This window comes from Streptomyces sp. NPDC102406, assembly GCF_044765725.1.
GTDB lineage: Bacteria > Actinomycetota > Actinomycetes > Streptomycetales > Streptomycetaceae > Streptomyces.
This window is the reverse complement of sequence record NZ_JBIWKP010000002.1, coordinates 73,566-99,882: the sequence shown is the minus strand read 5'-3', so window position 1 is coordinate 99,882 and position 26,317 is coordinate 73,566. Positions and strand designations below refer to the sequence as shown.

General features: G+C 70.8%; 22 protein-coding genes. 12 read left to right on the top strand and 10 right to left on the bottom strand.

The features are described 5' to 3' along the window. Positions 1-15: 15 nt before the first annotated feature. A complete protein-coding gene (gene sbnA, locus ACIRF8_RS09035) occupies positions 16-1,032 on the bottom strand; it encodes a 2,3-diaminopropionate biosynthesis protein SbnA (RefSeq protein WP_404212538.1) in 1,017 nt (338 codons plus the stop codon). A 327-nt stretch (positions 1,033-1,359) separates the two neighbouring features. On the opposite strand from sbnA, the gene ACIRF8_RS09030 reads away from it, so the two are divergent. Beyond that, positions 1,360-2,760 (top strand): amidohydrolase family protein, encoded by a 1,401-nt coding sequence (locus ACIRF8_RS09030; RefSeq protein ID WP_404212536.1) that lies wholly within the window; start codon positions 1,360-1,362, stop codon positions 2,758-2,760. 250 nt (positions 2,761-3,010) lie between these two features. Here the strand turns inward: ACIRF8_RS09030 and ACIRF8_RS09025 are convergent, their stop codons facing one another. Further along, positions 3,011-3,979 carry a pirin family protein gene (locus ACIRF8_RS09025; RefSeq protein WP_404212534.1) on the bottom strand — a complete coding sequence of 323 codons (969 nt, stop codon included), beginning with the start codon at positions 3,977-3,979 and terminating at the stop codon, positions 3,011-3,013. A 4-nt stretch (positions 3,980-3,983) separates the two neighbouring features. Continuing rightward, the gene (locus ACIRF8_RS09020) at positions 3,984-4,289 is read right to left on the bottom strand and encodes a GNAT family N-acetyltransferase (RefSeq protein WP_404212532.1); all 306 of its coding nucleotides are present in this window, start codon (positions 4,287-4,289) and stop codon (positions 3,984-3,986) included. Positions 4,290-4,511: 222 nt separating this feature from the next. Between ACIRF8_RS09020 and ACIRF8_RS09015 the strand changes: the two genes are divergently transcribed. Further along, positions 4,512-4,985: a MarR family winged helix-turn-helix transcriptional regulator gene (locus ACIRF8_RS09015; RefSeq protein ID WP_404212530.1), complete on the top strand. Its 474-nt coding sequence runs from the start codon at positions 4,512-4,514 to the stop codon at positions 4,983-4,985. An 83-nt stretch (positions 4,986-5,068) separates the two neighbouring features. On the opposite strand, the gene ACIRF8_RS09010 is transcribed toward ACIRF8_RS09015, so the two are convergent. Beyond that, positions 5,069-8,410, bottom strand: a complete 3,342-nt coding sequence (locus ACIRF8_RS09010) for a S8 family serine peptidase (protein WP_404212528.1) — start codon at positions 8,408-8,410, stop codon at positions 5,069-5,071. Between the two features lie 552 nt (positions 8,411-8,962). Here ACIRF8_RS09010 and ACIRF8_RS09005 point away from each other — a divergent pair. The 4 genes from ACIRF8_RS09005 to ACIRF8_RS08990 all read left to right on the top strand — a co-directional run bounded on the left by ACIRF8_RS09005 (position 8,963) and on the right by ACIRF8_RS08990 (position 12,805). Beyond that, positions 8,963-9,529: a flavin reductase family protein gene (locus ACIRF8_RS09005; protein ID WP_404212526.1), complete on the top strand. Its 567-nt coding sequence runs from the start codon at positions 8,963-8,965 to the stop codon at positions 9,527-9,529. 110 nt (positions 9,530-9,639) lie between these two features. Beyond that, positions 9,640-10,608, top strand: a complete 969-nt coding sequence (locus ACIRF8_RS09000) for an NADP-dependent oxidoreductase (protein WP_404212524.1) — start codon at positions 9,640-9,642, stop codon at positions 10,606-10,608. 59 nt (positions 10,609-10,667) lie between these two features. Beyond that, the gene (locus tag ACIRF8_RS08995; protein WP_404212522.1) at positions 10,668-11,732 is read left to right on the top strand and encodes an NAD(+)/NADH kinase; all 1,065 of its coding nucleotides are present in this window, start codon (positions 10,668-10,670) and stop codon (positions 11,730-11,732) included. Positions 11,733-12,049: 317 nt separating this feature from the next. Then, on the top strand, positions 12,050-12,805 hold the full coding sequence (locus ACIRF8_RS08990; protein WP_404212520.1) for an Atu4866 domain-containing protein: 756 nt from the start codon (positions 12,050-12,052) through the stop codon (positions 12,803-12,805). A 6-nt stretch (positions 12,806-12,811) separates the two neighbouring features. Here the strand turns inward: ACIRF8_RS08990 and ACIRF8_RS08985 are convergent, their stop codons facing one another. From ACIRF8_RS08985 to ACIRF8_RS08975, 3 genes are all read right to left on the bottom strand, one after another. Then, a complete protein-coding gene (locus ACIRF8_RS08985) occupies positions 12,812-13,174 on the bottom strand; it encodes a hypothetical protein (protein ID WP_404212518.1) in 363 nt (120 codons plus the stop codon). 206 nt (positions 13,175-13,380) lie between these two features. After that, the gene (locus tag ACIRF8_RS08980) at positions 13,381-14,928 is read right to left on the bottom strand and encodes a sensor histidine kinase (RefSeq protein ID WP_404212516.1); all 1,548 of its coding nucleotides are present in this window, start codon (positions 14,926-14,928) and stop codon (positions 13,381-13,383) included. Further along, positions 14,925-15,617 (bottom strand): response regulator transcription factor, encoded by a 693-nt coding sequence (locus ACIRF8_RS08975; protein WP_404212514.1) that lies wholly within the window; start codon positions 15,615-15,617, stop codon positions 14,925-14,927. The genes ACIRF8_RS08980 and ACIRF8_RS08975 overlap by 4 nt, the downstream gene beginning before the upstream one ends. Before the next feature lie 141 nt (positions 15,618-15,758). Between ACIRF8_RS08975 and ACIRF8_RS08970 the strand changes: the two genes are divergently transcribed. The 3 genes from ACIRF8_RS08970 to ACIRF8_RS08960 all read left to right on the top strand — a co-directional run bounded on the left by ACIRF8_RS08970 (position 15,759) and on the right by ACIRF8_RS08960 (position 20,852). Continuing rightward, positions 15,759-16,601, top strand: coding sequence for a DUF3152 domain-containing protein (locus ACIRF8_RS08970; RefSeq protein ID WP_404212512.1), 843 nt, complete (start codon positions 15,759-15,761; stop codon positions 16,599-16,601). Between the two features lie 78 nt (positions 16,602-16,679). Further along, positions 16,680-17,708, top strand: a complete 1,029-nt coding sequence (locus ACIRF8_RS08965; protein WP_404212510.1) for an LLM class flavin-dependent oxidoreductase — start codon at positions 16,680-16,682, stop codon at positions 17,706-17,708. A 348-nt stretch (positions 17,709-18,056) separates the two neighbouring features. Continuing rightward, positions 18,057-20,852 (top strand): AAA family ATPase, encoded by a 2,796-nt coding sequence (locus ACIRF8_RS08960; RefSeq protein WP_404212508.1) that lies wholly within the window; start codon positions 18,057-18,059, stop codon positions 20,850-20,852. 38 nt (positions 20,853-20,890) lie between these two features. Here ACIRF8_RS08960 and ACIRF8_RS08955 read toward each other — a convergent pair whose 3' ends face one another. Continuing rightward, entirely contained in the window at positions 20,891-21,196 is a 306-nt protein-coding gene (locus ACIRF8_RS08955) for an SCO4225 family membrane protein (RefSeq protein WP_404212506.1), read from the bottom strand. Between the two features lie 276 nt (positions 21,197-21,472). Between ACIRF8_RS08955 and ACIRF8_RS08950 the strand changes: the two genes are divergently transcribed. The 3 genes from ACIRF8_RS08950 to ACIRF8_RS08940 all read left to right on the top strand — a co-directional run bounded on the left by ACIRF8_RS08950 (position 21,473) and on the right by ACIRF8_RS08940 (position 24,210). Then, the gene (locus ACIRF8_RS08950; protein ID WP_404212504.1) at positions 21,473-21,760 is read left to right on the top strand and encodes an Atu4866 domain-containing protein; all 288 of its coding nucleotides are present in this window, start codon (positions 21,473-21,475) and stop codon (positions 21,758-21,760) included. 78 nt (positions 21,761-21,838) lie between these two features. Next, positions 21,839-23,458 (top strand): Na+/H+ antiporter, encoded by a 1,620-nt coding sequence (locus ACIRF8_RS08945; protein WP_404212502.1) that lies wholly within the window; start codon positions 21,839-21,841, stop codon positions 23,456-23,458. A 245-nt stretch (positions 23,459-23,703) separates the two neighbouring features. Then, positions 23,704-24,210, top strand: a complete 507-nt coding sequence (locus ACIRF8_RS08940; protein ID WP_404212500.1) for a hypothetical protein — start codon at positions 23,704-23,706, stop codon at positions 24,208-24,210. Between the two features lie 432 nt (positions 24,211-24,642). On the opposite strand, the gene ACIRF8_RS08935 is transcribed toward ACIRF8_RS08940, so the two are convergent. After that, on the bottom strand, positions 24,643-25,560 hold the full coding sequence (locus ACIRF8_RS08935; RefSeq protein ID WP_404212498.1) for a CU044_5270 family protein: 918 nt from the start codon (positions 25,558-25,560) through the stop codon (positions 24,643-24,645). Then, complete coding sequence (locus ACIRF8_RS08930) at positions 25,557-26,279, bottom strand: RNA polymerase sigma factor (protein ID WP_404212496.1); 723 nt, start codon at positions 26,277-26,279, stop codon at positions 25,557-25,559. Before ACIRF8_RS08930 ends, ACIRF8_RS08935 begins: the two co-directional genes overlap by 4 nt. Positions 26,280-26,317 lie beyond the last annotated feature (38 nt).

The window sequence follows — 26,317 nt, the reverse complement described above, 5'->3', positions numbered from 1 at the left end:
CGGGGGCGTACTCCTTCAGTTGACGGCCAGGGTCTCGAAGTCGGAGGGCTGTACCACCTCCGCACGCAGGCGCTGCTGCCAGACGGGGTCGTAGACGGTCCGGGCGTAGGCATGGCCGCGGTCGGCGGCGAGGAAGGCGACCCGGGGGCGGCGCGCGGTGGGCGGCCGACGGGCGAAATAGTCCTGGATGGCGGCGTAGGTGCTGCCGGTCGAACCGCCCGCGTACAAGCCGTACGTGGCGGCCAGGACGCCACAGGCCTCGACGGCGCGTGTCTCGGGGACGATCTCGACCTCGTCGATCAGCGCCTGCCCGCACAGCGGCGGCACGATGCTGGAACCGATACCGGGGATACGCCGCTTTTTCGGCGGCCCGCCGAATATCACCGAACCTTCGGCGTCGACCGCGACGACGACACAGCCCGGCGAGGATTCCTTGACGCGGTGGGAGAGCCCTGCGATCGTGCCACCGGTTCCCACACCCACGAAGAGATAGTCGAGGGGACCGGCCTGGGCGATCAACTCGCCGCCGGTGAAACGGTAATGCGCGTCGCGGGCATCGGGATTGACGTACTGATTGGGCCAATAGGCCGAATCGCTCTCCATCAGAAGTTCCTGTACGCGGGCGAGCCGACTCCGTAGATAACCGCCCGCCGTATCACGCTGGGTGACTTTCTCCACGCGTTCGCACAGCAACCGGAGTTGGGTCTCGGTGGCCTCGTTGCAGTTCGGATCGATGACCGGGACGAACGAGATGCCGAGGATCCGGCAGTAGAAGGCAAGGGCGAGCGCGAAGTTCCCGGACGACGACTCGACCACCGTGGTGTCGTGCGCTATCTCCCCGCGGCCGATCGCCTGTTCCAGGATCCACAGCGCCGAACGGTCCTTGCTGCTGCCCGTCGGATTGCAGAATTCCAGCTTCGCGACGAGGTCGCACTGCTCGTCCGGCAGCGGAATCAAAGGGGTTCCCATGAGGCCCTTGCGAATGTGCCTGGTCTGTTCGATCAGCGATTTGTCAGCACGCCTGTGGAGCATGGGCCGAGTCTGGCACGGGGCCGTTCGAGACGGCTCAACCGCGACTCAAGTGCGCCGCACCTGAGGCTTGATGAGGAATGGCGCCGCTGTTCGGCGAGCGCGTAGGAGGGCTTTCGGCGATCCTTCGAGAGGCTGTGGGCATATCGCGGCGGGGGCTCTCGCGCTGGCCGTGTTCTTCCTGTCCTGCGGTGCGTCCGGGCGGTTCCTGGGTGCGGTGCTCCCAGGTATATGGCGGCCTGGTGCGGGGGTGTGGGGTGCGGCGACGGTGGTTGCAGCGCCGGCCGCTCGGTCCCGGCGACGTCCCTCCTACCGATCTGGATGTGTGCCATGTACCTCGACGACTCTGTCCGCAAGAACCTGCTGGACCGACTGCGTGCCTCGGCCGGCGAGCGTGGTCGGCGTGTCCTCATCACCGGCGCCACGGTCGTCACCATGGACCCGGCCCTGGGAGTCCTGCCCAGAGGCGACGTGCTGATCGAGGGCGAGGTGATCGCCGCCGTGGGCGAGGACCTGCGCGCACAGGGCGCCGAGTCCGACGCGGTGGTGATCGACGCGACCGGCTGCGTCGTGGCGCCGGGCCTTGTCGACACACACCGGCACGCCTGGGAGACGCAGTTGCGCCGGGTCATGCCCGACGTGGACGACCTGGGTGGCTATGTCACCCGTACGCTGCTGGGGTACGCGCCGGTGTACCGCCCGCACGACATGTACGTCGGTACCCGGCTGGCGGCCCTGACGGCGCTCGACAGCGGCATCACCACCATGCTCGACTTCTCTCACAACTCACGCACACCCGCGCACTCCGACGCGGCGGTGCAGGCGCTGGTGGACTCGGGGATCCGGGGCGTGCATGCGGCGATGGCCCCGCACTTCGGCGACTGGGACAGGCAGTGGCCCGCGGATGTGGCGCGGCTCCAGAAGGAGTACGGCAACGGCCTTCTCACCTTCCGCCTCGCCACCCTGGCGACGGGCGAGATCGCGGGCCCGGAGCTGGAGTACGGGCCGAAGCTGGCGGCGGCGGCCCGCGAGCTGGGGGTCGGGGTCAGCGTGGACGCGGTCTTCGGGCTGCCGTCCTCACGGGCTGTCCTGGAGTGGGAGCGACAGGGACTGCTCGGCCCGGACCTGACGTTGATCCATGCCACCGGTCTCACTCCCGGCGCGTGGCGGGCCATCGGCGACAGCGGGACGACGATCGCGCTGGCGCCCACGTCGGACGCGCAGATCGGGCTGGAATCGGCGATCCCGGCGGTGGACGAGGCCCTGGCGGTGGGGGTGCGGCCGGGGCTGAGCATCGATGTCGAAGTCGCTCTGGCCAGCGACATGTTCACGCAGATGCGGACCCTGCATGCCATTCAGCGGATGCGGGCGGTCAACGCCGCCTACGGCACCGATACCGAGCCGCGCCGCATCAGCACCTTCGACGTGCTGGACTTCGCCACCCTGCAAGGGGCTCGGACGAACGGGCTGGGTGAGGTGACCGGTTCGCTGACGCCGGGCAAGCAGGCCGACGTGCTGGTCGTCCGCGCCGAAGACATCAACAACATGCCGCTGAACGACGCGGTGGGCACGCTGGTGCTGGGGACCGACGCCCGAAACGTCGACACCGTCTTCGTCGCCGGGCAGGTCCGCAAGTGGGACGGGCGCCTTCTGGACGTCGACCTCGCCGCCCTGCGCGACGACGTCTCGGCCTCCCGCGACTTCGTCCTCGACGCAGGGAAGGCCTCCTGACCCGGCTCGCCCGTGGACGGGCGGCGTCACCGAAGTGGGGGCGCCGCCCGTCGGCGTGCGGTCGAGCGCGCGTCACGCGTCCGCCCGGATGCGCGGCGGCCTGCCCCAGCGGTGGTGTCGGCGGGTGTGACGGGACGTGAAGCCCACGTTCACCGGCGACCGGTCGGTGTCGGCGTCGACCAGGGGCGGCCGTGAAACTGCGTTCCCGCCGTGAGTGAAGCATCGCCTCCCGCGATGTCCGGTGTGCGGCTCAGCGCACGCGGCCGCGGGCCTTGAGACGGGCCTCGGGCAGATCCGGTGCCGGGGTGGGATCTCCGTCGAAACCGTGGACGGTACCGAAGCGCCGTCCCGCGTTCCAGTCCGCACGGGCCTCGGCGATCTCCTCGGGACTCCGGCCGATGAAGTTCCACCACATGACGATCTTCTCGTCGAAGGGTTCGCCGCCCAGGAGCAGCAGCCCGCTGTCGGTGGTGGCCCGCAGCGGGAGTTCGCGCCGGCCGCATCCCAGATACAGCATGGAGCCCGGGTCCAGTGGCACGCCGTCGACGTGTGTCGTGCCGGACATGGTCAGTACCGCGTACTCGAAGTCGGGTTCGAGGGGCAGTTTCACGTCTGCGCCCCCGGTCAGTGAGAGGTCCGCTCCGACCAGGGGCGAGTAGGTGGTGCCGGGGGAGGCGGCCCCGTCGATCCCGCCGAGGATGACGGTGGCCCGCAGCCCGCCGTGCGAGGTGATCAGCGGGAGGTCGGTGTGGTGCTCGAACGCGGGAGAGACCTGCCGGTGCGCCTCGGGAAGGGCCACCCAGAGCTGGGCCCCGTGGAGAAGCGGTGCGTGCGCGCGGGGGGACTGCTCGGCGTGGGCGATGGCCCGGCCCGCCGTCATCAGTCCGAGTTCACGGGGGCGGATGGTTTGCAGGCTGCCGACGCTGTCGCGGTGCAGGACGTCCCCGTCGTGCAACCAACTGACGGTTTGCAACCCGGTGTGCGGATGGGGTGGGACCCACATACCGGGCTCGGCGGCGATGTCGTCGGGACCGTAGTGGTCGACGAAGCACCACGCTCCGACCATCCTGCGCCCGAGATTCGGCAGCAACCGGCGTACGACGGTGCTCTCGCCGAGCGGGGTGATCCGGGGCCGCAGCAGTTCGCGGACAGGACCGGCGGAGACATCGTCGCGGCCTCCGCGACGCAGGAGCGCCGGTGTGGTGTCCAGGTTGCTCACGGCGTCACAGCCCGAACCGGGCGCGGTCCTGCTGGGGAACCAACCCGACGTAGTCGGGATGCCTGGTGATCCACCCGCGGACGAACGGGCAGTAGGGCAGCACTTTCAAGCCGCGTTCCCGGGCCGAGTCCAGAGCGCCGCGAATGAGCAGACCGGCGAGGCCTCGGCCCCCGAACCGCTCACTGATCTCGGTGTGCAGGAAGGCGATCTCATCCTTGTACGCGTGGTACTGGGCGAAGCCGGCCAGATCCTCGCCCTCATGGATCTCGAAACGGGTCTGGGACGGGTTGTCGGTCACTTGCGGGTCCATGGACTCTCCTGTGCTGGGGTCGGCTTCGTGCCTAGGGGCGAGGCAAGAACCGCGTGCGGATGCACCGACCCTGACACGTCATGCCGCAGCCGCACCTCGGCAGCAATTACCTACGTCGCTGAGCGGCCCCGGCATCTGTAGCGACCCCGACAGTGGTCGCTTCCCGTCGATCCACGGCCACAGCGTTTCGGTGACGTGTCAACAAGGTGATAGTCTCGGGGCATGACCGAACCGCCATGGCTGAGCCCCGTAGAAGCTGACGTATGGGCGAAGTACCGGCGCCTGCGCCGCGAACTGCACCGGGCGCAGGAGCGGCAACTCCTCCGGGATTCGGGCCTGTCCGCGGCGGATTACGCCCTGTTGGCTCCACTGTCCGAGGCCCCCGAGGGTCTGCTGCGGACCAAGGATCTCGGAGCCGAGGTGGACTGGGAGCGCAGCCGCCTCTCACACCAGATCAGCCGTATGGAGAAGCGCGGTCTCGTCGCCCGGGAGGCGTGTGCGGAGGACGCCCGCGGTTCCATGGTCCGGCTCACGCCTGCGGGACGGCAGGCCATCGACGAGGCCTCGCCCCGGCACGCGGAAACGGTGCGCCGGCTCTTCTTCGACCCCTTCACGGATGAGGAGGTACTCCTCTTCGGCGACTTCCTCGACCGCGTCCTCGCCCAGGTCGACGCCGAGGAGACGGACGCGGACTGAGCGCGGCCCCGCCTCCGCCGCCCCCTCACCCGACCGGCGCCGCGTCGGCCCGCCTTCCGGCGGCGGGCCGACGCACCGCCGTATCAGCGCAGCAGGTACGCGCGCTCGACGGTCTGCCGCACCGTGTTGCCCTCAGCGTCGGTCAGGTGCACCCGCAGGGAAACGGAGCCCGCGCCCTGCGGATGGTCGAGGACCAGACATCCGTCACCGGCCCGCGCGACCGGCTGCCAGGTGGCGGTCTCGTCGTACGACACCTCGAACCCCAGCGCGCGGACACCCGAGGACGCCGCCGCGCCCCGCACCTCGTACGGAACCTCGAAGCGGGCGCCCGCGGGCGCGGTGCCGTCGGCCGCGAGGGGCGGGGAGAACCGGACGACGGACAGCGGGAGCCGTACCTCCGCGCCGTCGGCCGCCCGCGCGGAACGGAAGGTCCACTCCGCGGCCACCCGCGTGCTGAGCGGAGAGACGGAGGCCGGGCGGGACACCTCGGTGCGCAGGAGATAGCCGTGCTCGTCCGACGGCAGGACCGGCGCGTCGGAGGCGCTCAACGGGCGGTCGGAGGAGAAGACCTCCTTGCCGTCCGCCGTCAGCGAGGTGCGCGCCCGGCTGTAGACGGACTCGCCGGTGTGACCGTCGCCGTCACCGAACATCGGCAGGGCCCCACGCAAGGTGTCGCCCCGCCTGACCGCCCCCGCTCGCAGGTGCTCGGGCACATCGCCCGAACTCAGGGTCGGCCCGAAGACACCGAAGTTCAACCGCAGCGCGTGACGTTCACGGGTGAACCTCGTAGGAGCGGTGAACAGGGAGGCGTCCCAGGTCGGCTCGGATCCGTCCGCGCCGGGGGAGTACTGGTACAGGTCGTACTCCCACCGCACATCGCTGCCGCGCAACAGGTACTCCGTCCGCCTCGCGGGCAAGGCGGTGTCCGGTGCGTCGAAACCGGTCCACGTCCCGCCGTCGAGCGTCCACGGCCCGGCGACCAGCATGCCCGTACGACCCTGGGCAGGTGCCCCGAGCGCGACGGTGACCTCGGACAACTGCGAGCGTTGCACGCGCGCGGTGAAACCGCTGAGGGGCGACGCCGGACGGTTCCAGGCCAGCCGGTACGTGGCCGAGGGCCCGCTGAAGTTCTCCGCGAACTGGAAGTACGCCTCGTCGGCCGGCACGGAGGGGCCCGTCCCGCCGAAGCGGTACGGCTCCGAGCCCGGCGGGAGCCGGTACACGCTGCCGTATCCGAAGGGCCCCGTCACCCCGTACGACACATGCCGTTCGGTGCTCGTCGCGCGCGCGTCCGGCACGGTGACCGCGACCGGCCCGGCATCACGCGCGTCCATCACGACGGTCGTGTCGCCCGTGAGGTCGACGCGGGGCCTGGCCAGGACGGCGGTGCCCTCGGCGCCCGCGAAGACGGTGCCTTGCAGGGCGTAACGGCCGCTGGGCAGCCGGATCGTCACCTCACCGTCGGCGTCCTCGACGGCCCGCCAGACGGAACCGGTGCCCTCCTGAGTGCCCTTGACCGTCGTGTAGGCGTCACCGGTCGCACTGCCCGCCATGTCCAGGTGGCGGATCGTCAGATCGTACGACTCCACTTCGCGTTCCGTGCCGAACGCGGTGCGGGCGACCGGCTGCCCCTCGGCGGCGGCGAGCAGGATGCCGCTGAACAAGCCGTCGGTGTCACCAGCCCGGGTGTCGGCGGTCAGGGTGGCGGTGGCGGTGCCCCCGGCGGGGACGACGAGCCGCGCCGGCGAGACCGCGAACATGCCCTCGACGGCGGGCTTCCCGTCGCCGCCGACGGCCTGCGCGGACAGGTCGAGCGTGACCTCCCGCGCGCCCGCGTTGCGGTAGGTGACCTCCTTGCCGGTCACCGGGTCGTCCCCGTGCGGCCAGCGGTGCGTGCCGAAGTCGAGGGCGGTCGGAGAGGTGGTCACGCGCTGTTCCAGCGCCGCCGCCACGTCGATCCGGCCACTGCCCTGGACATAGGCGGAGACCGCGGGCGCGGGCTTGGCCGACGCGGTGAGCGCGGCCTTCAACTCTTGTGCGTCCCAGTCCGGGTGGCGCTGAGCCAGGATGGCCGCGGCGCCCGCGACATGCGGGGTGGCCATCGAGGTGCCCGACATCGACGTATACCTCTCGCCGACCGGGTCGCCCTGCCGGCCCTCGGCCGCACGGGCCGCCACGATGGCGGTGCCGGGCGCGGTCACGTCCGGTTTCAGAGCCCCGTCGGCCGTCGGCCCCTGACTGGAGAAGCGGGCCGGGACGTCGGCGCGGTCCACGGCGCCCACGGTCAGCGCCGCGGGGGCGGTGCCCGGCGAGCCCAGCGTGCGCGCCCCCGACTCGCCGTCGTTGCCCGCCGCGACGACGAACAGCGTCCCGGTGTCCGCCGACAGCTTCTGGACGGCCTCCTCCAAGGGGTCGGTGCCCTCGGTGTCCTCTCCGCCCAGACTGAGGTTGACCACCTCGGCGCCTTGGTCGACAGCCCACTGGAGACCGGCGATGATGCCCGAGTCGTAGCCCGAGCCGCTCTCGTCGAGCACCTTGCCGTTCAGCAGCCTGGCCCCTGGGGCGACGCCCCGATGTGTGCCGGCCGACGCGGCGCCGGAGCCGGCCACGGTGGACGCGACGTGGGTACCGTGGCCGTTGCGGTCCACCGTGTCCTGGTCATCGGAGAAGTTCCGCTCGGCCACGACCCGGTCCGCCAGGTCGGGGTGGGTGGTGTCGATGCCTGTGTCCAGCACGGCGACAGTGACTCCCGTGCCGTCGTACCCCGCCTTCCACGCCGCGGGCGCGCCGATCTGCGGCACGCTGCGGTCCAGTGCCGCCTCCCGCTTGCCGTCCAGCCAGATCCGCTCCACCCCGGGGGCGATGTCACGCCTCCCGCCCGAGGTGTGCCGGGCGTCGTCGGCCGTAGCGGTGAGGGTTTCCCACAGCGCGGTGGCGTCGGTCTTGCGCGCGCTGACGGCGGTGCCGTTCACGGCGGGCAGGCGGCGTTCGACCGTGGCCCGGGCACGGGCCGCGTCCTTCTCCGTGAGCGTCCGCCCCTTGTCGTAGGTCACGATCAGCGGCAGGTCCGCGCGCGCCGCGTCGTCGTACCCCATGCCGGTCAGCGCGGTGACGTCGAAGAGGCGGGTGTCGATCCGGCCGCGGGCGAGCAGGAGTTCGGCGTCGGAGGGCACGACGCGTACGTGGCCGTCGACGCGCTGCGTCGCGAAGACGATGTCCTCGCGGCCCTCGGCCGGATCGACCGCCACCCGGCCGCGACCGTCGACGCTGACCCGGTCGCCGGTCAGCAGCGTGACGGACCGCGGGGCGCCGGTGCCGCCACCGCCGGGCGAAGCCTGCGCCAGGGCGTGCGGCCCGGCGAGCAGTGCCGCGGGCAGGGTCACCACCAGGGCCGCTGTCAGGGTGGGTCTCGGTTTTCTGCGCACGAGCAGAAGCCTCCTGGGTCGGGGGAGTCGGGCCGCAGCCGCGACCGTCATGAGGACCTGTCCGCCCGCCCGCCACCGTCCTTGTGATCCCCGTCACCGGGCGTACGGAGCCGGATCGAAGACGCGCGGAGCCCAGGCGGAAGAGAGCCGACGTGTCGCTCGCCGCGATCCCTTCGGAAGCGGGTGGACTCGGCGCGGCTCTCGGGCCCGCAGGACGAGCCGCCCGGTGGTGGCGCGACGACGTGCCGTGGCCTCACCGATGTCGCTCGTGAACCCGGTCAGGGCAACTGTGCCGTCAGGCACGGAGACATCCGTACGGACCGGGCGACAGGGCCGGAGGCGGCGCGGGTCGTCGGCGACGAAGCGGAGTCTCCCCGTCCGACCGTGACGGTCCGGCCGCGCACACGTATGCCGATGTATGAGCCTGGCAGTGGCACACCCAGGAGAATCATGGCCTTCCCGCCGCTCCGCGCCCGGTCGACGATCGAGAGGTGGCACAACGCGAACCGCCTCCGGCCGGAAGGAGGCTGCGCACGACGCCGAGGAGCAGCCATGATCACAGTGAACGACCTGCGGGCCCACCCCCTGGACCAGGTGCACCGCCTGATCGAGCCCGGCCCGGTAATCCTCATCAGTACGGAACACCGGGGAGTACCCAACGTGATGACCAATGGCTTCAACATGATGGTCCGCCACGCGCCGCCCGTGATCGCCTGCACCGTCGGCCCGTGGGACCACAGCTACACGGCCCTGGTCGAGACCGGCGAGTGCGTCATCTCGGTGCCGACGTCCGAGCTGGCCGCGACCGTGGTCGACATCGGAAACTGTTCCGGCGCGGACATCGACAAGTTCGAGCGGTTCGCCCTCACGGCTGTACACGGTGAGGTGGTGCGAGCGCCGCTGATCGCCGAATGCTTCGCCAACATCGAGTGCCGGGTGGCTGACACCAGCCTCGTGGGATCGCATCACCTGTTCCTGCTGCAGCCGGTCGCGGCCTGGACCGACCCCTCCCGGCCGACTCCCCAGATGCTGCACCATCGCGGCGACGGGACGTTCACGGTGGACGGCCCGGTGCTCGACCTCCAGGAACGCATGACCAAGTGGCAGTACCTTTTGTAGCGGCAACGTGTTTGTTGACGTATCATCAAAGCGTCACGGAGGCCTTTCCGGCCGGGCCGCGCGGTGCCTGCGGGCGCCGGGCCCTTCCCGTGCACGAGCAGGAGACGATCATGCCCAGAGCAGTGAAGTTCACCCGATACGGCGGCCCCGAGGTCCTGGAGATCCATCAGGTCCCGCGCCCGCAAGCCGGCCCCGGCGAAGTGCTCGTACGCGTCGCGGTGGCCTCCGTCAACCCGGGCGAGGCCGGTATCCGGCAGGGCGTCTTCGCCGACATGTGGCCCGCGCACTTCCCCGAGGGCCAGGGCAACGACTTCGCCGGATGGATCGCCCAACTGGGCGCGGGCGTCAGCGACTTCGCCGTCGGGGACGAGGTCATCGGTTACCTCCCCCGCGCGGCACAGGCTGACTACGTCGTGTCGCCCGCCGCCAGCCTCACACCCAAACCCGCGGACATCACCTTCGAGTCGGCCGCACCCCTGTCCGCCGTCGGCGTGACCGCCTGGGCGGCCGTCGACGCCGTACGCCCGGGCCCGGGGGAGACCGTCGTCGTGTCGGCCGCCGCCGGGGGAGTGGGATCACTCGCCGTCCAGTTGGCCCGGCTCCGCGGCGCCACCGTCCTCGGCACCGCGGGACCCCACAACGCCGCCTTCCTCGAATCGCTCGGCGTGACCCCCGTGGAACACGGCCCCGGCCTGGCCGACCGGCTGCGCGCCGCCGCTCCGCAGGGCATCGACGCCTACATCGACACCTTCGGGCAGGGCAATGTCGACATCGCCATCGCCCTGGGCGTGGACCCGCGGCGCATCAACACCATCGCCGACGGGCGCGCCGTGGCACGCTACGGCGTTCGCAGCGAGGCCCAGGAAGGCGCCTTCTCCCGAAGCGTCGTCGCCGAACTCGCCGACCTCGCCTCCAAGGGGCTGCTGACCGTGCCCATCAGCGCCACCCTGCCGCTGGAACAGGTGCGGGACGCTTATCAGCGTGTTCAGCGGCGTCACACCCGTGGAAAGATCGTTCTGAGCCTCGTTCCCGAGGAGGAGCGCCCGGCCGAGGCCGCCCGCATCAGGTCCGGCCTCTGACCCACCGGGGCGGCGGACCTCCTCACCCCGCCCACCAGAGCCCGCACTTCGGAGGTGCCATGGCTGTGCAGCGTATCGGCGTCGTCACCCACCAGGGACGCCCGGCCGCCCTGGACGCCGCCCGCGTCGTCCACTCCTGGTGCCGTGCGCACGGCATCCGCAGTACGGACATCGACGTATGGGCCGAGGGCCGGCAGCGTCGCACCGGCCGCGAGGAGGCGCTGGCCGCCGGCGATCCGGACCTCGTCGTCACCCTCGGCGGCGACGGAACCTTCCTGCGCGGGGCGCACATCGCGCTCACCAGCCAGGCCGCCGTCCTGGGCGTCGATCTCGGGAAGGTCGGCTTCCTCACCGAGGTACCGGCGTCCGATGTCACCGCCGCTCTGGACGCCGTGCACGAGGAGCGAGCCGTGGTGGAGGAGCGGATGACGCTGACCATGCGCGCGTCACGCAGGCTGGAGATCCCGCCGGAGGAGGGGGCTTTGCTGCGCTACGGCCGAGGACCCGCCCTGCCCCCTCCCCAAGTACGGCAGGAGACCACCGAGGAAGCGGGCTGGGGGGTCGCCCTGGACGTGACGGCCCTGAACGACGTGGTGCTGGAGAAGCTGACGCGTGACCGCCAGGTCAGCGTCGGCGTCTACATCGCGGGCCGCCTCCTGGCGTCCTACGCGGCGGACGCCCTCGCGGTCGCCACGCCCACGGGCTCGACCGCCTACAGCTTCGCCGCCGGAGGCCCCGTCCTGTCCCCCCATATGGACGCGGTCGTCTTCACCCCGATCGCTCCCCACATGACGTTCGACCGCAGCGTCGTGGCCGCCCCGGACGAACCTGTCGCCCTGCGCGTCCTGCCGAACTCGGGGCAGGCCGCGGTCAGTGTCGACGGCCAACTGCGCGGCATCCTCGACCCGGGCGACTGGATCGGCGTCTTCCGCGCACCGCGCCGCGTGCGGCTGATCCGGCTGCATCCGACCGACTTCTACGGCCGGTTGCGCGACCGTTTCCGGCTCACCGACGCACCCGCGACGGCGACGGACGGCGAGGCCCAGCCGTTCTTCCGCCCCGATGCCCCGATCCCCCCGGACCTGGCCCACCTGCGGTTGCCTCCCCCTGCGGCAGCGCGCTGAACGTGCCTTCGGACGACGGACGTCCCCGCAGCCGCGACGACATCCCGGGCTGGGCAGCTCAGCAAGGTCCTGGTCGTCGTGGCGACATCGGCGAGGCAGGGATGCTCGTGACAGCGGGTGGAGTTCTCTCCTCCGAAGCACGTGGCAACTGTTCCTGGGTGTGCCATACCCAGGTGTATTCCGGCCTGTTCGGGTGGGACGCCGATGGCGAGGCTGGTGTTCGGCAGCCGGTCGAGGCTGTGTCACCACGGCCTCCGAGACCCGGACGCGCAGAACGCGTCAAAGGGACGAGGCGGCCACGCGCACGAGGAGCAAGCATGAGCGCCACCGTCCCCGACAGCATGACCTGGAACGCACGAGCCCTCCAGGAGATCGTCTCCGGCGAGGCCCAGCGCCCCGTCCTGTTCACCAACGCCCGTGTCCTGACCGCGGATCCCCTGATCGGCACCCTGACGGGGGCCGATGTGCTGCTGGTCGGCTCCGTCGTCGTCGGGGTGGGCCCGGGCATCGTGACCGCGGCGCAGGACGACGGTGCCATCGTTGTGGACTGCACCGGGATGACCGTCGTCCCCGCGGTCGTGGACACGGTCGCCTTGGCCGGCGGACGCCGCCACCGCTCGGAGTACGTGGCCACCCTGACGCCGGGCAACGCCGCGGACCTGCTGGTGGTGCCCGACGCGCTCGCCGGGGATGTACCGGAGGCGGTGGCGACACTGTTCACCCGGCCGGCCGAGGTCCGGGCGCTGGTCGCGGACGGCGTACCCGTGGTGTGGGCCGGCCAGGACGTGCCGGGGCGCGGGACGGCGCCCGCCGCGGGCATACCCGCCGCTCAGGACCTGACCGGCAGTCCACGGGTCGGCGTCTGGATCGACCGCGGTGACTTCCTGCACCAGGAACTCACCGCCGACGGCCGCTACGACGAGACGCGCGGCGGACGGCCGCACGCCTACCAGGGCCGCTACTGGATCGACGGCGACCGCATCGACTACCTGGACGATCTCGGCTTCTGGGCCTTCGGGGAGTTCATCGGCGACGAGCTCCATCACGCCGGTTACATCATGAAGCTCCGCTGACGACCGTCAGCCGTCCGGGCACCGCGTCGGATCGCCCGCGTACCGCCTGCCGTCCGCTGTCACGACGGTCACCGGCGCGGGCTGGGCGCCGGGGGTGGCGAGCCGCTGTGCCGCGCCGGTCGTACAGATGATCTGCCACGCCGCGAGGCGGGTCGCCTTGCCGGCCCGCCGGGACAGCTCCACGGTGACGCGGTCCTGGCGCACCGTCACCTTCACGGGTGCCGCGGGAAGCGGCTCCCCGGGCACCTCGACCGGCTGCCCCGTAAGGGCAGTAGCGGGAGCCGCCGCGACCTGGGTGGTCATCTTCTTGGCGCCCTCCGCGGCGGTCGGCCCCTGGAAGAGGATTCGCAGCGCGGAATCGATGTCCACCGGCCCGGCGGTCCGGCGGGGGACACCCACCAAGCGGTCGTCCGACAGAAAGAAGACCCGTACCGTCGGCACGACGCCACCGGCGGGTTCACCCGCCTCCACCACGCCGGTCGCAGGGATCCCGCAGGCACTGAGCGTGCAGAGGGCGGGAAGGAGGAGCAGCGCGGGTCGGCACCGGGCCCGCGTCCGCCTCGTGCGGTGCAGCATCACGACGCGTCCCCTCGGGCCGGTTCACCGGCCGGCTCGTCCGGCAGGGGAATACGTACGGTGAAGACGGCGCCGCCACCGGGGCGGTTGCCCGCGTGGACGGTGCCGCCGTGCACGCGGATGTTCTCCGCGGTGATGGCGAGTCCCAGGCCGCTGCCCTCGGTGCGGGTACGGGCGGCGTCCGACTTGTAGAAGCGCTCGAACACGTGGGGCAGCACGCTGTCCGGGATGCCCGGCCCGCTGTCGAGTACTTCGATGACGGCGACGCGTCGCCCGCCGTCGGCCTCGGCGTACAGGCGCAGGCGCACGGGGCGCGCGCCGTGCCGGAGCGCGTTGCCGACCAGGTTGGCGACGATGACGTCGAGGCGGCGTGGGTCCACGTTGCCTCGCAGGGTGCCCGGTCGTGGCAGCTCACGATCGATCAGGTCGGTCCAGGCGCGCGCGGCGAGGGTGCGCTCCAGCGACTCGGTGAGATCGATCTCGTCCAGGTGCACCACCGCCGCGCCGGCGTCGAAGCGGGAGATCTCCATCAAGTCGTCCACCAGACGGGCCAGTTTGACGGTCTCCTCGCTGATCAAGCGGACCGCCGTAGCGGTGTCCGGGTTCAGGTGGGCGGCTTCCTCGTCGAGGACGTCGGTGACCGCGGACATGGCCGCCAGGGGGGTGCGCAGCTCGTGCGAGACATCCGCGGCGAACCGGCGGGCCCGGGCCTCCATGTCGCGCAGCTCGGACACCGAGGCCTCCAGCGCGGAGGCCGTCTCGTTGAACGTGTGCGACAGGTCGGCGAGTTCATCGGAACCCTCGACGGTGAGCCGGGTGTCCAGCCGTCCCTCGGCGATGCTGCGGGTGGCACTGCGCAGCGCCCGCACCGGCCGCAGGACCCCACGCGCGGCGAGCAGCGCCAGCACCACGGCCAGCGCCAGCGCGGGCAGCGCGGCCCTCTCGACGGCGGTGACCAGGGCGTCGATGTACGCGCGTTCCGTGGTCTGCGGGACGGCCAGGAAGATCTGGACGCCCGAGGCGGACAGGCCGGGCACGGCGAGGGTGACCGGCATGCCGACGACGAGCGAGGTGCGGTCCCCCCGGTTCACCCGCTGGAAGACGGTGGCCAGGCGGGAACCGACAGCCTCGCGCAGGGCCGGGGTCAACTCCTCGAAGTGGTCGCCCGGCACGGAAGTGGCCCCCAGACCACCGTACGAGGCCAGGACGCGCCAGCTCCCGGACGGCTCGGCGCGGGCCACGTCGGACGCGAACCGCCGCAACCGGGCCTCGTCCGGGGGGAGGCCGAGATCGGGTGCGAGCCGCCCGACCTGGGTGCGCAGCAGCTTGATCACGGTGTCCTGGCTCTGCTGCAGGACGCCTGTGCGCGCCTCGCGGAAGGTCAGGGCGCCGGTGGAGGCGGCGGTCAGGACGGCGACCAGCGCGAAGGCCACGACCAGCCGCGTGCGCAGACCGCGCAGGCGCACCGCTGCGAACCGCCGACCGCGGGCGGCGGCGGGAGCGCCGTGCCCCGCGGAGTCCGCCGCGCCTGTGCCCGGACGTCTCATCGCGCGGTGAACCGGTAGCCGAAGCCGCGCACTGTGCCGATGTAGCGCGGATCCCGCGGAGGCTCGCCCATCTTGACGCGCAGTCGTCTGACGCAGGCGTCCACCAGGCGGGCGTCCCCGTGGTAGCTGTGTTCCCAGACCGCCTCCAGGAGCTGTTGCCGGCTGAACACCTGGCCGGGCGCGGCGGACAGGGTCAGCAGCAGCCGTAGTTCGGAGGGGGCGAGGGCGACGGGTGAGCCCTGCCAGGTGACAGTGAGGCCGGCCCGGTCGATGGTCAGGTCCCCGTACGTGTCGATCCTCGGTATCCCGCTCTCGCCGACAGGCCCGGCCGCCCGGCGCAGGACGGCACGGATACGTGCCTGCAACACCCTCGCCCGGACGGGCTTGACCATGTAGTCGTCGGCTCCCACCTCGAGTCCCACGACGATGTCCTCGTCGTCACCGCGCGCGGTCACCATGATGATCGGGAGCGTCGGGTCCAGGGCGCGCATCCTGCGGCAGACGTCCAGCCCCGGCATGCCGGGCAGCATCAGGTCCAGCACCACGACGTCCGGCCGGAAGGACCGCAACAGGGTGAGTCCGTCCTCGCCGGTGACGGCGGAGGCGACCTCGTGGCCCTGGCGGTGCAGGGCGAGGGTGACTCCCTCCCGCACGGCACGGTCGTCCTCGATCAGCAGCACGCGTGGCATGCGCCCAGTATCCGCACAACCCAGCGACCAGCGGGAACTCTGTTACCGGATGATCATATAAAGCCTCGGGGCGGACCTTCGTTATCCCCTCGTTATCGTCTCGGCCAAGGGTGATCACACTGGCATCCCAGCCTGACCGCCATGACCACGTACCGAGCGACATCCGCCTCCGACCGCCGCCGCAACGGCCCCGCGCACGCCTCCCGGCGCACGCGCAAGGGCCGATGGTGGGCCGGGACGGCTGCCGCGATCACCCTGCTCGGCGCCACGGGGCTCGCCGTGGGCCGGAGTTCCCCGGGGGCGGATGGGCCCCGGCCCTCCGGCGCGTCGGCCGGACCCGCGCATCTCGGGCCCGGCACCCGGCCGTCCAGCACGCCCGCCTCCCCCCGGCCCAGGGCGACCCCCGCCGAGCGGGACATCCCCGCCACCGGACCGGGCACCTTCACGGTCGCGCCCGGCGAGAGCGCCCCGGCGGGAAACGGGACCGTTCTGCGCTATCAGGTGGAGGTGGAGGACGGCCTCGACCTCTCGGCCCGAGATGTCGCCCGGCAGGTGGAAGGGATCCTGGCGGACGCACGCGGCTGGACGGCCGACGGCCGCTCGGCGTTCCGCCGGGTCTCCGGCGGCGTGACCGACTTCGTCGTCCGCGTCGCCACGGCCGGCACCGTCGACCGGATCTGCGGGCAGTACGGCCTGGAGACGGGCGGTGAGGTCAACTGCAACGTGGCGAAGCACGTCATGGTCAACCTCAAGCGCTGGCTGCTGGCCACTCCCGTCTATGCCGACGACATCACCGACTACCGCGCACTGATCATCAATCACGAGGTCGGCCACTTCCTCGGCCACGGCCACGTCGGCTGTCCGGGCGCGGGGCGTCCGGCTCCCGTGATGATGCAGCAGATCAAGGGCATGCACGGGTGTGTGCCCAACGTATGGCCCTACAGCGGGCACGGGCAGTACGTGACCGGACCGGCCGTTCCCTAACGCCTGCCGGGAAAGCATTGTTGACGCGTCAACAAAGGAGGTGTAGTTTACGCATCAACAACTTTGGAAGAGGGTCCCATGACAGACCTCGTGCTCGGCCTCGACACCTTCGGTGACGTCCCGGAACGCTCCGGCGTCCCTCTCTCCCACGCCGCCGCGATCCGGCAGGTCGTCGAAGAAGCCGTACTCGCCGATGAACTCGGCGTGGACGTCATCGCGGTCGGCGAACACCACCGCCCCGAGTACTCGATCTCCGCTCCGGAGACGGTGCTGGCCGCGATCGCCGCACGTACCTCTCGCATCCGGCTCGCTTCCGGCGTGACGGTGCTCAGCTCCGACGACCCCGTCCGCGTCTTCCAGCGCTTCGCCACCGTCGACGCCGTTTCACAAGGCCGAGCGCAGGTCATCCTCGGCCGCGGCTCGTTCACCGAATCCTTCCCCCTGTTCGGCTACGACCTGAGCGACTACGACGTCTTGTTCGAGGAGAAACTCGACCTCTTCGTGAAGCTGCTCGACGAAAAGCCCGTCACCTGGAGCGGTACCACCCGCGCCGCACTCAAGGACGCCGAGGTGTTCCCCAGGACCGAGACCGGACGCCTCGACACCTGGGTGGGCGTCGGTGGTTCCCCGCAGTCCGTCGTGCGCACGGCACGGCACGGGCTGCCGCTCATGCTCGCGATCATCGGTGGGAGCCCCGAGCGCTTCGGCCCGTACATCGACCTCTACCGGCAGGCCGCCGACCGGTTCGGCACGGTCGCGCACCCCGTCGGCATGCACTCGCCCGGGTTCGTGGCGGACACCGACGAAGAGGCCAAGGAGCTGTTCTACCCGGCGTACAAGGTGATCCGGGACCGGATCGGCGCGCTGCGGGGCTGGCCGCCGTTGAGCCGCGCGGAGTTCGACGCCGAGGTCGAGAGCGGCTCCCTCTACATCGGTGCGCCGGAGACGGTCGCCCGCAAGATCGCCGGAGCGGTGAAGACGCTCGGCGTCGGACGCTTCGACATGGTCTACAGCTCCGGACCCCAGTCGGCCGATGCCCGGATGCGTGCCGTCGAACTGTTCGGCGCCAAGGTGGCGCCCATGGTCCGCGACATCGTGGCGGGTTGAGCCAGGGCCACCATCGGCGTCCTCGGCGTCGGCGAAGTCGGCACGGCGCTCGCCCGGTTGTCGTCGGCGCGTGTCGCGAGGTACCGATCGCCGCCTCCGACGACCCGGCGAGGTGGTCCGTGCCCGGGGGCGGTGCTGTGGTTCGGCGACCGTGCGCGGCACAACCCCCGGGTGACGCAGGCACAGAGACGGTCTCGCCGCACGAGGATCGAGTGTCCGAGATCCCTTGTAGACGGCTCGTAGACGCGTCATAGACACGCTTCGTTGAAGATCGGATCAGATCCGATCGTGCCCGTTTATGTGACGAGCACACGAAAAAGCGGACACGGAATTTGTGGGGGGACGATCATGGAGGTCGACACGTTGCACATTCGCCCGGCGCAGGGGCCCGTGGACGAAGGACTTCTTGGCCGGCGGGGGGAGATGGCCACGCTGAGGAACCTTGTCGCGCAGGCCGGCGTCGGCACCGGAGGCGCCCTCGTGCTGCACGGGGAGGCGGGCATCGGCAAAACCGCCCTGCTGGACAGAGCGCAGACCGAGTACAAGTCCTTGCAAGTACTGCGCGTCCAGAATTCCGAGACCGAGACCCATCTGCCCTTCGCCGGACTGCAGCGCCTGACCGGTCCCCTGATGCGGCACTTCAGCGTCTTGCCGCAACCGCAACGGGAGGCGTTGGGGGTGGCCATGGGGCGCCGTTCGGGCGGCGCCCCCGATCATCTGTACCTGGGGCTGGCCGTACTGGGCCTGTTGTCGGCATCCGCCGAGGACCGACCCGTCATCTGTCTCATCGATGACGCGCACTGGATGGACCACAGGTCGCTCGCCGTGCTCGCGTTCGTCGCCCGGCGACTCGCCCCCCACCGCGTCGCCTTTGTGTTCACGGTGGAAGACATCGCGGAACGCGCGGAGCTGGCCGATCTGCCGGCCCGTGCCGTGAGCCCGCTGAGCGACCGCGACGCGCGTGAGCTGCTGGACAGCAGGGTCCGCGCACCACTCGACCAGCGGGTCCGTGAGCGGGTCCTGACCGAGGCGCGCGGAAATCCTCTGGCTCTGCTTCATCTGCCCCGCTGGATCGGCCCGACGGAGATGACGTCCCGGTCGGCCACAGGGGACAGCGGCAGCGGCCCCAAGCGGCTCGAGGAATACTTCCGCAACCGGTTGGCCCAGCTTCAGCCCGCTGTGCGGCGGTTCCTTCTCCTCGCGGCGGCGGAACCGGACGGCAACGCCCTCCTCGTACGCAAGGCCGCGGCGGCGACGGGTATCGGACCGGATGTCGCCGCGATGGCCGAAGCCGCCGGCATCCTGGACGTCGACACCCGGGTGAGCTTCCGCCACCTGCTGCTGCGGTCCATGGTCTATTCGGCGGCCTCCGTGACCGAGCGGCGGCAGGCCCACGCCGCCCTCGCCGAATGCTGTGACGTCCTTCAAGACCCTGACCGTCACGCCTGGCACCGAGGTCAGGCCGCTTCCGGGTTCGACGAGAACGCGGCCGGGGACCTCGAGGAAGCCGCACGCAGGGCGACGCAGCACACCGGCGCGGGCGTTGCCGGAGGATTCTGGGAACTGGCCGCGGCCCTCACCGCGGATCCACGCACCAGAGCGTCCCGCCTGCTCTCGGCGGCGCGTGCGAAACGCAAGACGGGCGCGTTCCAGGAAGCCCTGGCCATATTGGTCTCTCTCACGCACGAGCCGCTTCCCGACTCCGAACGCACCCGAGCGGTTCTCCTGCACGCGCGGACGGCCTACGTGGTGCAGCGCGACGAGAGGGCGGTCAGGTCGCTGCTCGACGCGGCGCGGGTCGTCTCGGACAGGGACCCCGTGGCGGGCCGCCGCATTCTGCTGGACGCGGTCGCAGCCCTGGCCCTCACCGGGCGGTACCTGTCGCGCGACCGGGCGCAGGAAGACGTGCCGAGAAGACCGAGACCGGATACGGACAGGCATGCCGACGCTCCGGCGGAACTGTTGCTTGAGGCGTTGATCACCTCAATCACCACAGGGGGCGCCGCGGCGCCGCTGATGGCACGTGCGGTGAGGAGTTGCGTGGCTGACTCCGACACCGGACTGCTGGACGATCCGGGCGTGGCGCGGCTCGCCAGTGACGCGGCCGTACAGGCGTGGGACATGCAGGCATGGAGACGGCTGGTGGACCGTCAGTTGCACGGAGCGCGCTCGACAGGGGACCTCGCCGCGCTGCCCGTGAGCCTCGACCAACAAGCCATGGTGGACATGTATGTCGGCCGCATGGACGACGCGGCGAAACGGATCGCGGAAGCCAATGACCTCACTCAAGCTCTCGGAATTCCACCGCTGCGTTACGCGGAACTCGCCCACGCCGCCTGGCGGGGCGACGAAGCGGCGACCGCATCGCTGGTGGATCTCGCGACGCGAGAGGCGTCGGAACGCCGCGAAGGCCGGCTGCTGACGGCCACGGAACACGCCCGTGCCGTACTGCACAACGGAGCGGGGCGGCCGGAGGCGGTTCTCGCGGCCATCGGGGAACTTCCTGACAGCACGGAGACGGGATACGGGTGCCTGCTGGCGACGGAACTGGCCGAGGCCGCGGCGGCCTGTGGCCGGACGGCCCGCCTCCGGACCGTGTGCGACCTGCTCAGGGAGAACGCCGAGACGTGCGGCACTCCCTGGGCCGAGGGAATGTACCTGCGTGCACAGGCACTGCTGGATCGCGGCTCCGCAGCGGACGCTTTGTTCCAACGTGCCACGGAGCAGTTGGCCGAAGCCGGAGCGGTGCTGCAGGTGGCCCGTACCCGCCTGCTGTGGGGTGAGTGGCTCCTGGAGACCGGGCGTCGCCCGCAAGCGCGTGAGCCGCTGCGTCAGGCGTGGAGCACGTTCTCGAACGTCGGTGTCAGTGCCTTCCAGGCCAGAGCCGCCACCAAACTCGGTGTGGCCGGGGAGCGGACGGTACGTTCCAGCACAGGTGTGCATACCCTGACGGTCCAGGAACTCCGGGTGGCACGCATGGTCGCGCGAGGCGAGACATCCCGCGAGATCGGAACGGCCTTGTTCGTCAGTCCCCGCACGGTGGACGCCCACGTACGAAGCATCTTGCGCAAGCTGGACGTCTCCTCCCGGCGTCAATTGCGCCACATCGAGACGTTGCGTCCGTCCGATCGAAGCAGGGTGTGACCGTCCAAGGTGCGTGAGGGGGGTGGTCGCGTGCCGCCCTAGCGGCGGGCCGGGACGCGGCGCGCCGCCAGTCCGATGAGGAAGGCGTTCACCAGGGCGCAGACCGCGATCAGCAGGAAGAACGGCAGCGCCGAGAAGGCGTCGGTCCAGAGCAGCAGCACGCTCAGCGGGGCGGTGACCACGATGGCGTAGACACCCACGAACGAGGAGTCCGCCTGGGCCACAAGGGCGGCATCCACGTAGGCCCACGCCAGCACGGCGGCCGTGACGGTCAGATAGACGCGGGAAGCCAGGTTGCCGGTGGCCGTGGAGAACAGGGAGCGGGTAGTGGTGGTGAGGCTCATGGTGCCCTTCGGTGCTGCTGAGAGTGACAGGGGTCCGAGAACGGAAGCACCGGTCCGCACGCGGACCGGTGACAACGTTTCTGCAGCGACCCTGGCACGGGCTACCGGCATGCCGCGTCGGTAGCGACTGCCTACCTGCCGGCACCTGACCTGTGCGCTGCCGAACCCGCCGTCCGAAGCACCGTCGGCTGCCCCGCCACCGGCGAGCCTGGGTGACGCACACCCAGGAAACACAAGGCCTGGTGACCGGTAGTGGCGGAAGAGAACGTAGATGCCATGAACACCGACGAAACCAACCCCACCGTCTCCCACCCCTACGTCGGCATGTGGGTGACCGAGGACGGCTACATCCGACAGGAACTGCTGCCCGACGGCCGCTACGACGAAGCCCGAGGCACCCGCAGAAGCGCCTACACGGGCAGCTACACCGTGACCGGTGACCACATCGACTACGTCGACGACTCCGGATTCACCGCCACCGGAGATGTGCGCGACGGAGTGCTCTACCACGAGCACCTGGTCCTGTACCGCGAGGACCAGGTGCCGGGCCGCGACGGCCGCTGACGGGCTGCCCAGCCACCTCGTGGCTGGGCGGCCCCCTCGTCCCCCCGTACTTGTCACATCCCCGGAAGGCACACGGACATGGAGAGCCTGGAACTGGTCGTCGCCGTCGCGGCAGCCGTACTCGTCGCCGGATTCCTCGCCCGCCGCTCCGGTTTGAGCGAGCCCCTGCTTCTGCTGGGTGCCGGCTGCTCGATCGGACTGACGCCGTATTTCGCCGACGTCACTCTCTCCCCCGAAGTGGTGCTGCTGCTGTTTTTTCCCGCGTTGCTGTACTGGGAGGCGTTGACCTCGTCCGTGCGGGAGATCCGGCACAACCTGCGCACCATCGCCCTGCAGTCCACCGTGCTGGTCCTGGTCACCGCGCTCGCCGTGGGGGCCGTGGCCCACGTCTTCGGCTATCCCTGGCCCATCGCCCTCGCCCTGGGAGCCGTACTCGCGCCGACCGACGCGGCCGCCGTGGCCGCTGTGGCCCGCGCGATGCCCCGGAGGATCCTGACCGTGCTGCGCACGGAAAGCCTCCTCAACGACGGCACGGCACTGGTACTGCTAGCCGTCGCCATCGAGGTGGTGACCGAGGACGCACCCTTCGACTGGACAGCTACGACACTGCGCTTCGTCGAGTCCTACGCGGGAGGCATCGCCATCGGCGTCGTCGTCGCGCTGCTGCTCAGGCTGGTGCGACGCCGTCTCGACGACCCGCTGCTGCACAGTGTCCTGAGCGTGGTCACGCCCTTCTTCGCCTTTCTGCCCGCCGAGTCACTGCACGTTTCCGGCGTACTGGCCGTCGTCACCTGTGGCCTGGTCAGCAGCCGGTACGGCCCTCGGGTGATCAGCCCCGACGCCCGCGTGCAGGCCACAGCCTTCTGGGAAGTCACCAGCCACCTCTTGAACAGCGCACTCTTCGTTCTGGTGGGGACGCAGTTGCCCGCCGCGGTCCGGGCGCTGACCTCGACAGCCCTACTGCAGGCCGTGGTGGTGGCGGCCGCCGTGAGCGCTGCGGTCCTCGGCACGCGGTTCCTGTGGTTCTACACCGTTCCCTATGCCGTGCGCTTCGTCGACCGGCGGCCCGTCCAGAAGGAACGCCGGATCGGGGCGGCGCAGCGCCTGCCGCTGGCCTGGGCCGGTATGCGCGGTGCGATCTCGCTCGCGGCCGCCCTGACCATCCCGGCCGTGACCGCCGACGGACGCGCCGTGGAACACAGGGACGCCATCGTCTTCACGACGGTGGTCGTCATCGTCGTGACGCTCACCGTTCTGGGCCCCTCCCTGCCCGCCGTGGTCCGGCGGGCAGGGTACGGCGACGACCATGAGCAGACAGCCGAATCGGCCCTCGCTCACCGGTACCTCAGTGTCGCCGCCCTGCGCGAGCTGCCCGGTCTGGCCCGCCGCTACTCCGCCGCACCGAGCACGGTGGCTCACCTCGAACGGGACATCAACGACCGCATCGACACCAGTGAGGACGCGGCACGGCGCAGTCGTAGCGCCCTCCGCCTGGAGACCGCGCTGTTGCACGTCAAACGGCAGGCGCTGTCGGAACTGCGAGACACCGGACGCATCGACGACATCGTGCATCGCAGCGTCCAGGATGTGCTGGACGCCGAAGACGTGCGGCTCAGGATCAAGGCGTCCCGGGCGCCGTCCGGCACCGGGTGTGCCTCCACCGCCGGACCACCCCGGGACGACGCCCCGGTGACGTAGCGGCTCATCTTCCGGGGAGCGTGATCGTTCCCGCGGCCCGCCGGAGAACTTCCAGGTGCTGCTGCTCAAAGGGCTGCGTCTGCGTGAACCGGTCGCTCGGAACCGGCCGTTCGACAACGTTCCCACACCGCAATCTTGTTGACGCGTCATCAAAACTAGGTTAGATTTCAACTATCGCCCGAGGGGGACGGGGAACCGGAAAACACTCCGGTTCGCCCCTCTCGGAAGCTGACCGGAGGATCATCATGAACAAGCAGTCCCTCATGCCGCGCGTCGCCGTGGTTCTCGCCGCCCTGGGTGCCGTCGCGGCCGGCTCCGCCTTCTCCGCCCAGGCCGCCACCTCGCAGACACCGACGGCGAGCGTGTCCACGGCCGCGGAGAGCCAAGGCGAACTCTTCCCCGAACTGAACGGCCTCCGGATCAAGGCGGTCAACTCCAACGACGTCTACCTCGTCCTGGACGGCCGACGGCACCTGATCCCGAGCTCCGTCACCTACAGCGCGCTCTTCGAGAGCACCGACGGTGTACGCCTCGTGCTCACCACCGCGAACATCGCCGACCGAGGCCCGCTCACCGCGTACGCCTACCTCGCCAGAAGCACCGACGACACCACCGTCTACCTGGTCTCCAACGGCTACAAGCGGGAGATCTCCGCCACGGCCATCGACAAGTTCGGCTTCAACCAGCAGGCGGTGCGCACCACTTACCCGTCTGTCCTCGCCGCCCTTCCCTCCGCCGCACCGCTCACCTGACCGGTACGGCACCGCACCGACCTGGTCGAAGGCCGACACCTTCGACACATGGCCGAGCACACCGGGCGGAGAGCGACGAAACCTCCGCCCGGTGTCTCCCGGTGCCGTCCCGCAACGCCGGCGCCGCACGGACACGTATGAACGGACAGGACCGAGCCGAGCCGGGCCGGGCCGACTCTTCCCCCATCGGAAGGCACCATCGTGACCCTCGCCCCAGAACGTTGCTCGGCGCCTCGCTCGGCGTAGCCGCCGTCGCCGCGAACGAGTCGCTCACCGGAGCGACAGCGAGCACGGCCGCCGCCTGACCAGCGACGCTGAACCGCACATCGGCCCGCCGGAGTCCCGGTGGGCCGATGTGCGCGGCGCTGCCCTGATGGAGGGGTCCGCCCTCGACGGTGGTCGAGGGCGGGCACGTACACCGAGAGGACGGGCTCAACCGGCCGGTGTGTCACCGGCCTTGTCGACCACGCCTATGTCGAGCAGCGCCACCTCGTCGGAGCCGAGGTAGTCGAGGCTCTTCTCACCGAAGACCCAGACGTCGCGGTCGCCCCCGTCACCGAAGGCCAGGCCGACACCGGTGCGGCCGGCGGCGTCCTTGGCCTTGTGGACCACGGTCACTCCCGGAATCCTGGCGGCGGCCCGGTACAGGGCCGCATCCACCTCCGGCAGCAGGGTGGCGCCCTGGAGCATGGAGCCGATCATCTCCAGCGCGGCTTCCTCATGGGTCGGCCCCTGGCCGTCCGTGGCCGTCCAGATGTGCTCGTACAGCTTGTCGGGGTCCGTGGGCAGTGCCTGTAGTTCGCGGTAGGCGGTCCCGTGGGGGTCGGCCTCCAGCTTCATGTCCTTCGTGCTCTTGCCGGAGGGGCCGGACAGGACGGTGATCCGGGCGAGCCCGTCCCGCTTGCCGTCCACGGCGTGCCAGTCCGAGCGGCGGAAGGTGTCCCGCCCCTCGTTCATGATCTGCTGCGTGCCCTGGGTACGTGTGAACACGTACTGGTCGTCCCGGACGGACGGGACGTCCTGGGCCGCGGCGACCGTGGCGATACGGTCCAGCAGCCGCACGGCCTCCGGGCTGGTGGACGGCTCGCCGGAGCCGCTGTTCCCGAGGGCGAGGACTGCCGCCACCACCGCGGCGGCGGTGCCCATGGGAAGGGCGACAGCGGCGAATCGCCGACGTGGCCGGGTGGACGGCGTGTCGGCTGTGGCGGGGCGAGTGGCGGGCGCGGGTGCTTCGCGGGTGATCTCTCGCATGAGATGGGCCTCCAGTTGCGTCAAGCGGCCCTTCGGCAGGACCGGATCGCCCGGGCTCGGCAGCAGCCGGGCCGCCTCTTCGCGTTCTGCGCGGTTCATCGGCGTCTCTCCTGTATCGATCGGGCCGCTTCGGTGCGGTCAACCGGTTCCTGTCCGCTGCTCCGGAGGCGTCTCGTTTTTTCGGTGGCGGCCGGTTGCCCGCCTGGGGGGCTCGTACGGCGCGCGAGTTCCGCCTCGGCCAGACGCCGAAGACGTTGCCGGGCACGGGAAAGCCGGGACCGCACTGTGCTGACGGGTACCTGGAGGGCCGCGGCGGCGTCCGCATAGCTCAGTTCGGACCAGACGCACAGGGCGAAGACCTCTCGCTCCCGTGGGCGCAGCCTGCCCAGAGCCGCCCGTGCGGTCGCGAGCCGTTCGGTGTCCTCCATCCGGTCGACCAGCGCGTCGGCGAAGTCGGGCACTGTATCGACATCAGCGGGGCGGGCCGGGAGACGGTCGAGTGCGGCTCTGTGTCGGCGGGCGGCGCGCCGGGTGTTGCGCAACACGTTGGCCGAGATGCCGAACAGCCAAGCTCGCAGGCCGTCGTCGCTCTCCTTCCCGCGCTCGGGCCGGGCAGCCGCGAACTCGTCGTCGGAGAGCAGTTTCTCCCGCAGGCGCCAGGCCTCCAAGAAGGTCAGCGAGACCACGTCCTCGGCCGTACTCGGGTCTCCCAGCCACCGTGCGGCATGGCCGTGCACGGCCTGCGCGTGCTCGTGGAAGAGTCGAGAGAACGCCTGCGCGTCACCGGCCCGTATGCGGGCGCGTTGGGTATGTTCCACGCCCGGACCTGTCCGCCCGCCGCCGGACGTCCCGGTGA

What these genes read in the sequence shown, in the direction of transcription:
- sbnA (WP_404212538.1), bottom strand. Translation starts at nt 1,032, where the DNA reads ATGCTCCACAGGCGTGCTGACAAATCGCTGATCGAACAGACCAGGCAC.
- ACIRF8_RS09030 (WP_404212536.1), top strand. Translation starts at nt 1,360, where the DNA reads ATGTACCTCGACGACTCTGTCCGCAAGAACCTGCTGGACCGACTGCGT.
- ACIRF8_RS09020 (WP_404212532.1), bottom strand. Translation starts at nt 4,289, where the DNA reads ATGGACCCGCAAGTGACCGACAACCCGTCCCAGACCCGTTTCGAGATC.
- ACIRF8_RS09015 (WP_404212530.1), top strand. Translation starts at nt 4,512, where the DNA reads ATGACCGAACCGCCATGGCTGAGCCCCGTAGAAGCTGACGTATGGGCG.
- ACIRF8_RS09005 (WP_404212526.1), top strand. Translation starts at nt 8,963, where the DNA reads ATGATCACAGTGAACGACCTGCGGGCCCACCCCCTGGACCAGGTGCAC.
- ACIRF8_RS09000 (WP_404212524.1), top strand. Translation starts at nt 9,640, where the DNA reads ATGCCCAGAGCAGTGAAGTTCACCCGATACGGCGGCCCCGAGGTCCTG.
- ACIRF8_RS08995 (WP_404212522.1), top strand. Translation starts at nt 10,668, where the DNA reads ATGGCTGTGCAGCGTATCGGCGTCGTCACCCACCAGGGACGCCCGGCC.
- ACIRF8_RS08990 (WP_404212520.1), top strand. Translation starts at nt 12,050, where the DNA reads ATGAGCGCCACCGTCCCCGACAGCATGACCTGGAACGCACGAGCCCTC.
- ACIRF8_RS08980 (WP_404212516.1), bottom strand. Translation starts at nt 14,928, where the DNA reads ATGAGACGTCCGGGCACAGGCGCGGCGGACTCCGCGGGGCACGGCGCT.
- ACIRF8_RS08975 (WP_404212514.1), bottom strand. Translation starts at nt 15,617, where the DNA reads ATGCCACGCGTGCTGCTGATCGAGGACGACCGTGCCGTGCGGGAGGGA.
- ACIRF8_RS08970 (WP_404212512.1), top strand. Translation starts at nt 15,759, where the DNA reads ATGACCACGTACCGAGCGACATCCGCCTCCGACCGCCGCCGCAACGGC.
- ACIRF8_RS08965 (WP_404212510.1), top strand. Translation starts at nt 16,680, where the DNA reads ATGACAGACCTCGTGCTCGGCCTCGACACCTTCGGTGACGTCCCGGAA.
- ACIRF8_RS08960 (WP_404212508.1), top strand. Translation starts at nt 18,057, where the DNA reads ATGGAGGTCGACACGTTGCACATTCGCCCGGCGCAGGGGCCCGTGGAC.
- ACIRF8_RS08955 (WP_404212506.1), bottom strand. Translation starts at nt 21,196, where the DNA reads ATGAGCCTCACCACCACTACCCGCTCCCTGTTCTCCACGGCCACCGGC.
- ACIRF8_RS08950 (WP_404212504.1), top strand. Translation starts at nt 21,473, where the DNA reads ATGAACACCGACGAAACCAACCCCACCGTCTCCCACCCCTACGTCGGC.
- ACIRF8_RS08945 (WP_404212502.1), top strand. Translation starts at nt 21,839, where the DNA reads ATGGAGAGCCTGGAACTGGTCGTCGCCGTCGCGGCAGCCGTACTCGTC.
- ACIRF8_RS08940 (WP_404212500.1), top strand. Translation starts at nt 23,704, where the DNA reads ATGAACAAGCAGTCCCTCATGCCGCGCGTCGCCGTGGTTCTCGCCGCC.
- ACIRF8_RS08935 (WP_404212498.1), bottom strand. Translation starts at nt 25,560, where the DNA reads ATGAACCGCGCAGAACGCGAAGAGGCGGCCCGGCTGCTGCCGAGCCCG.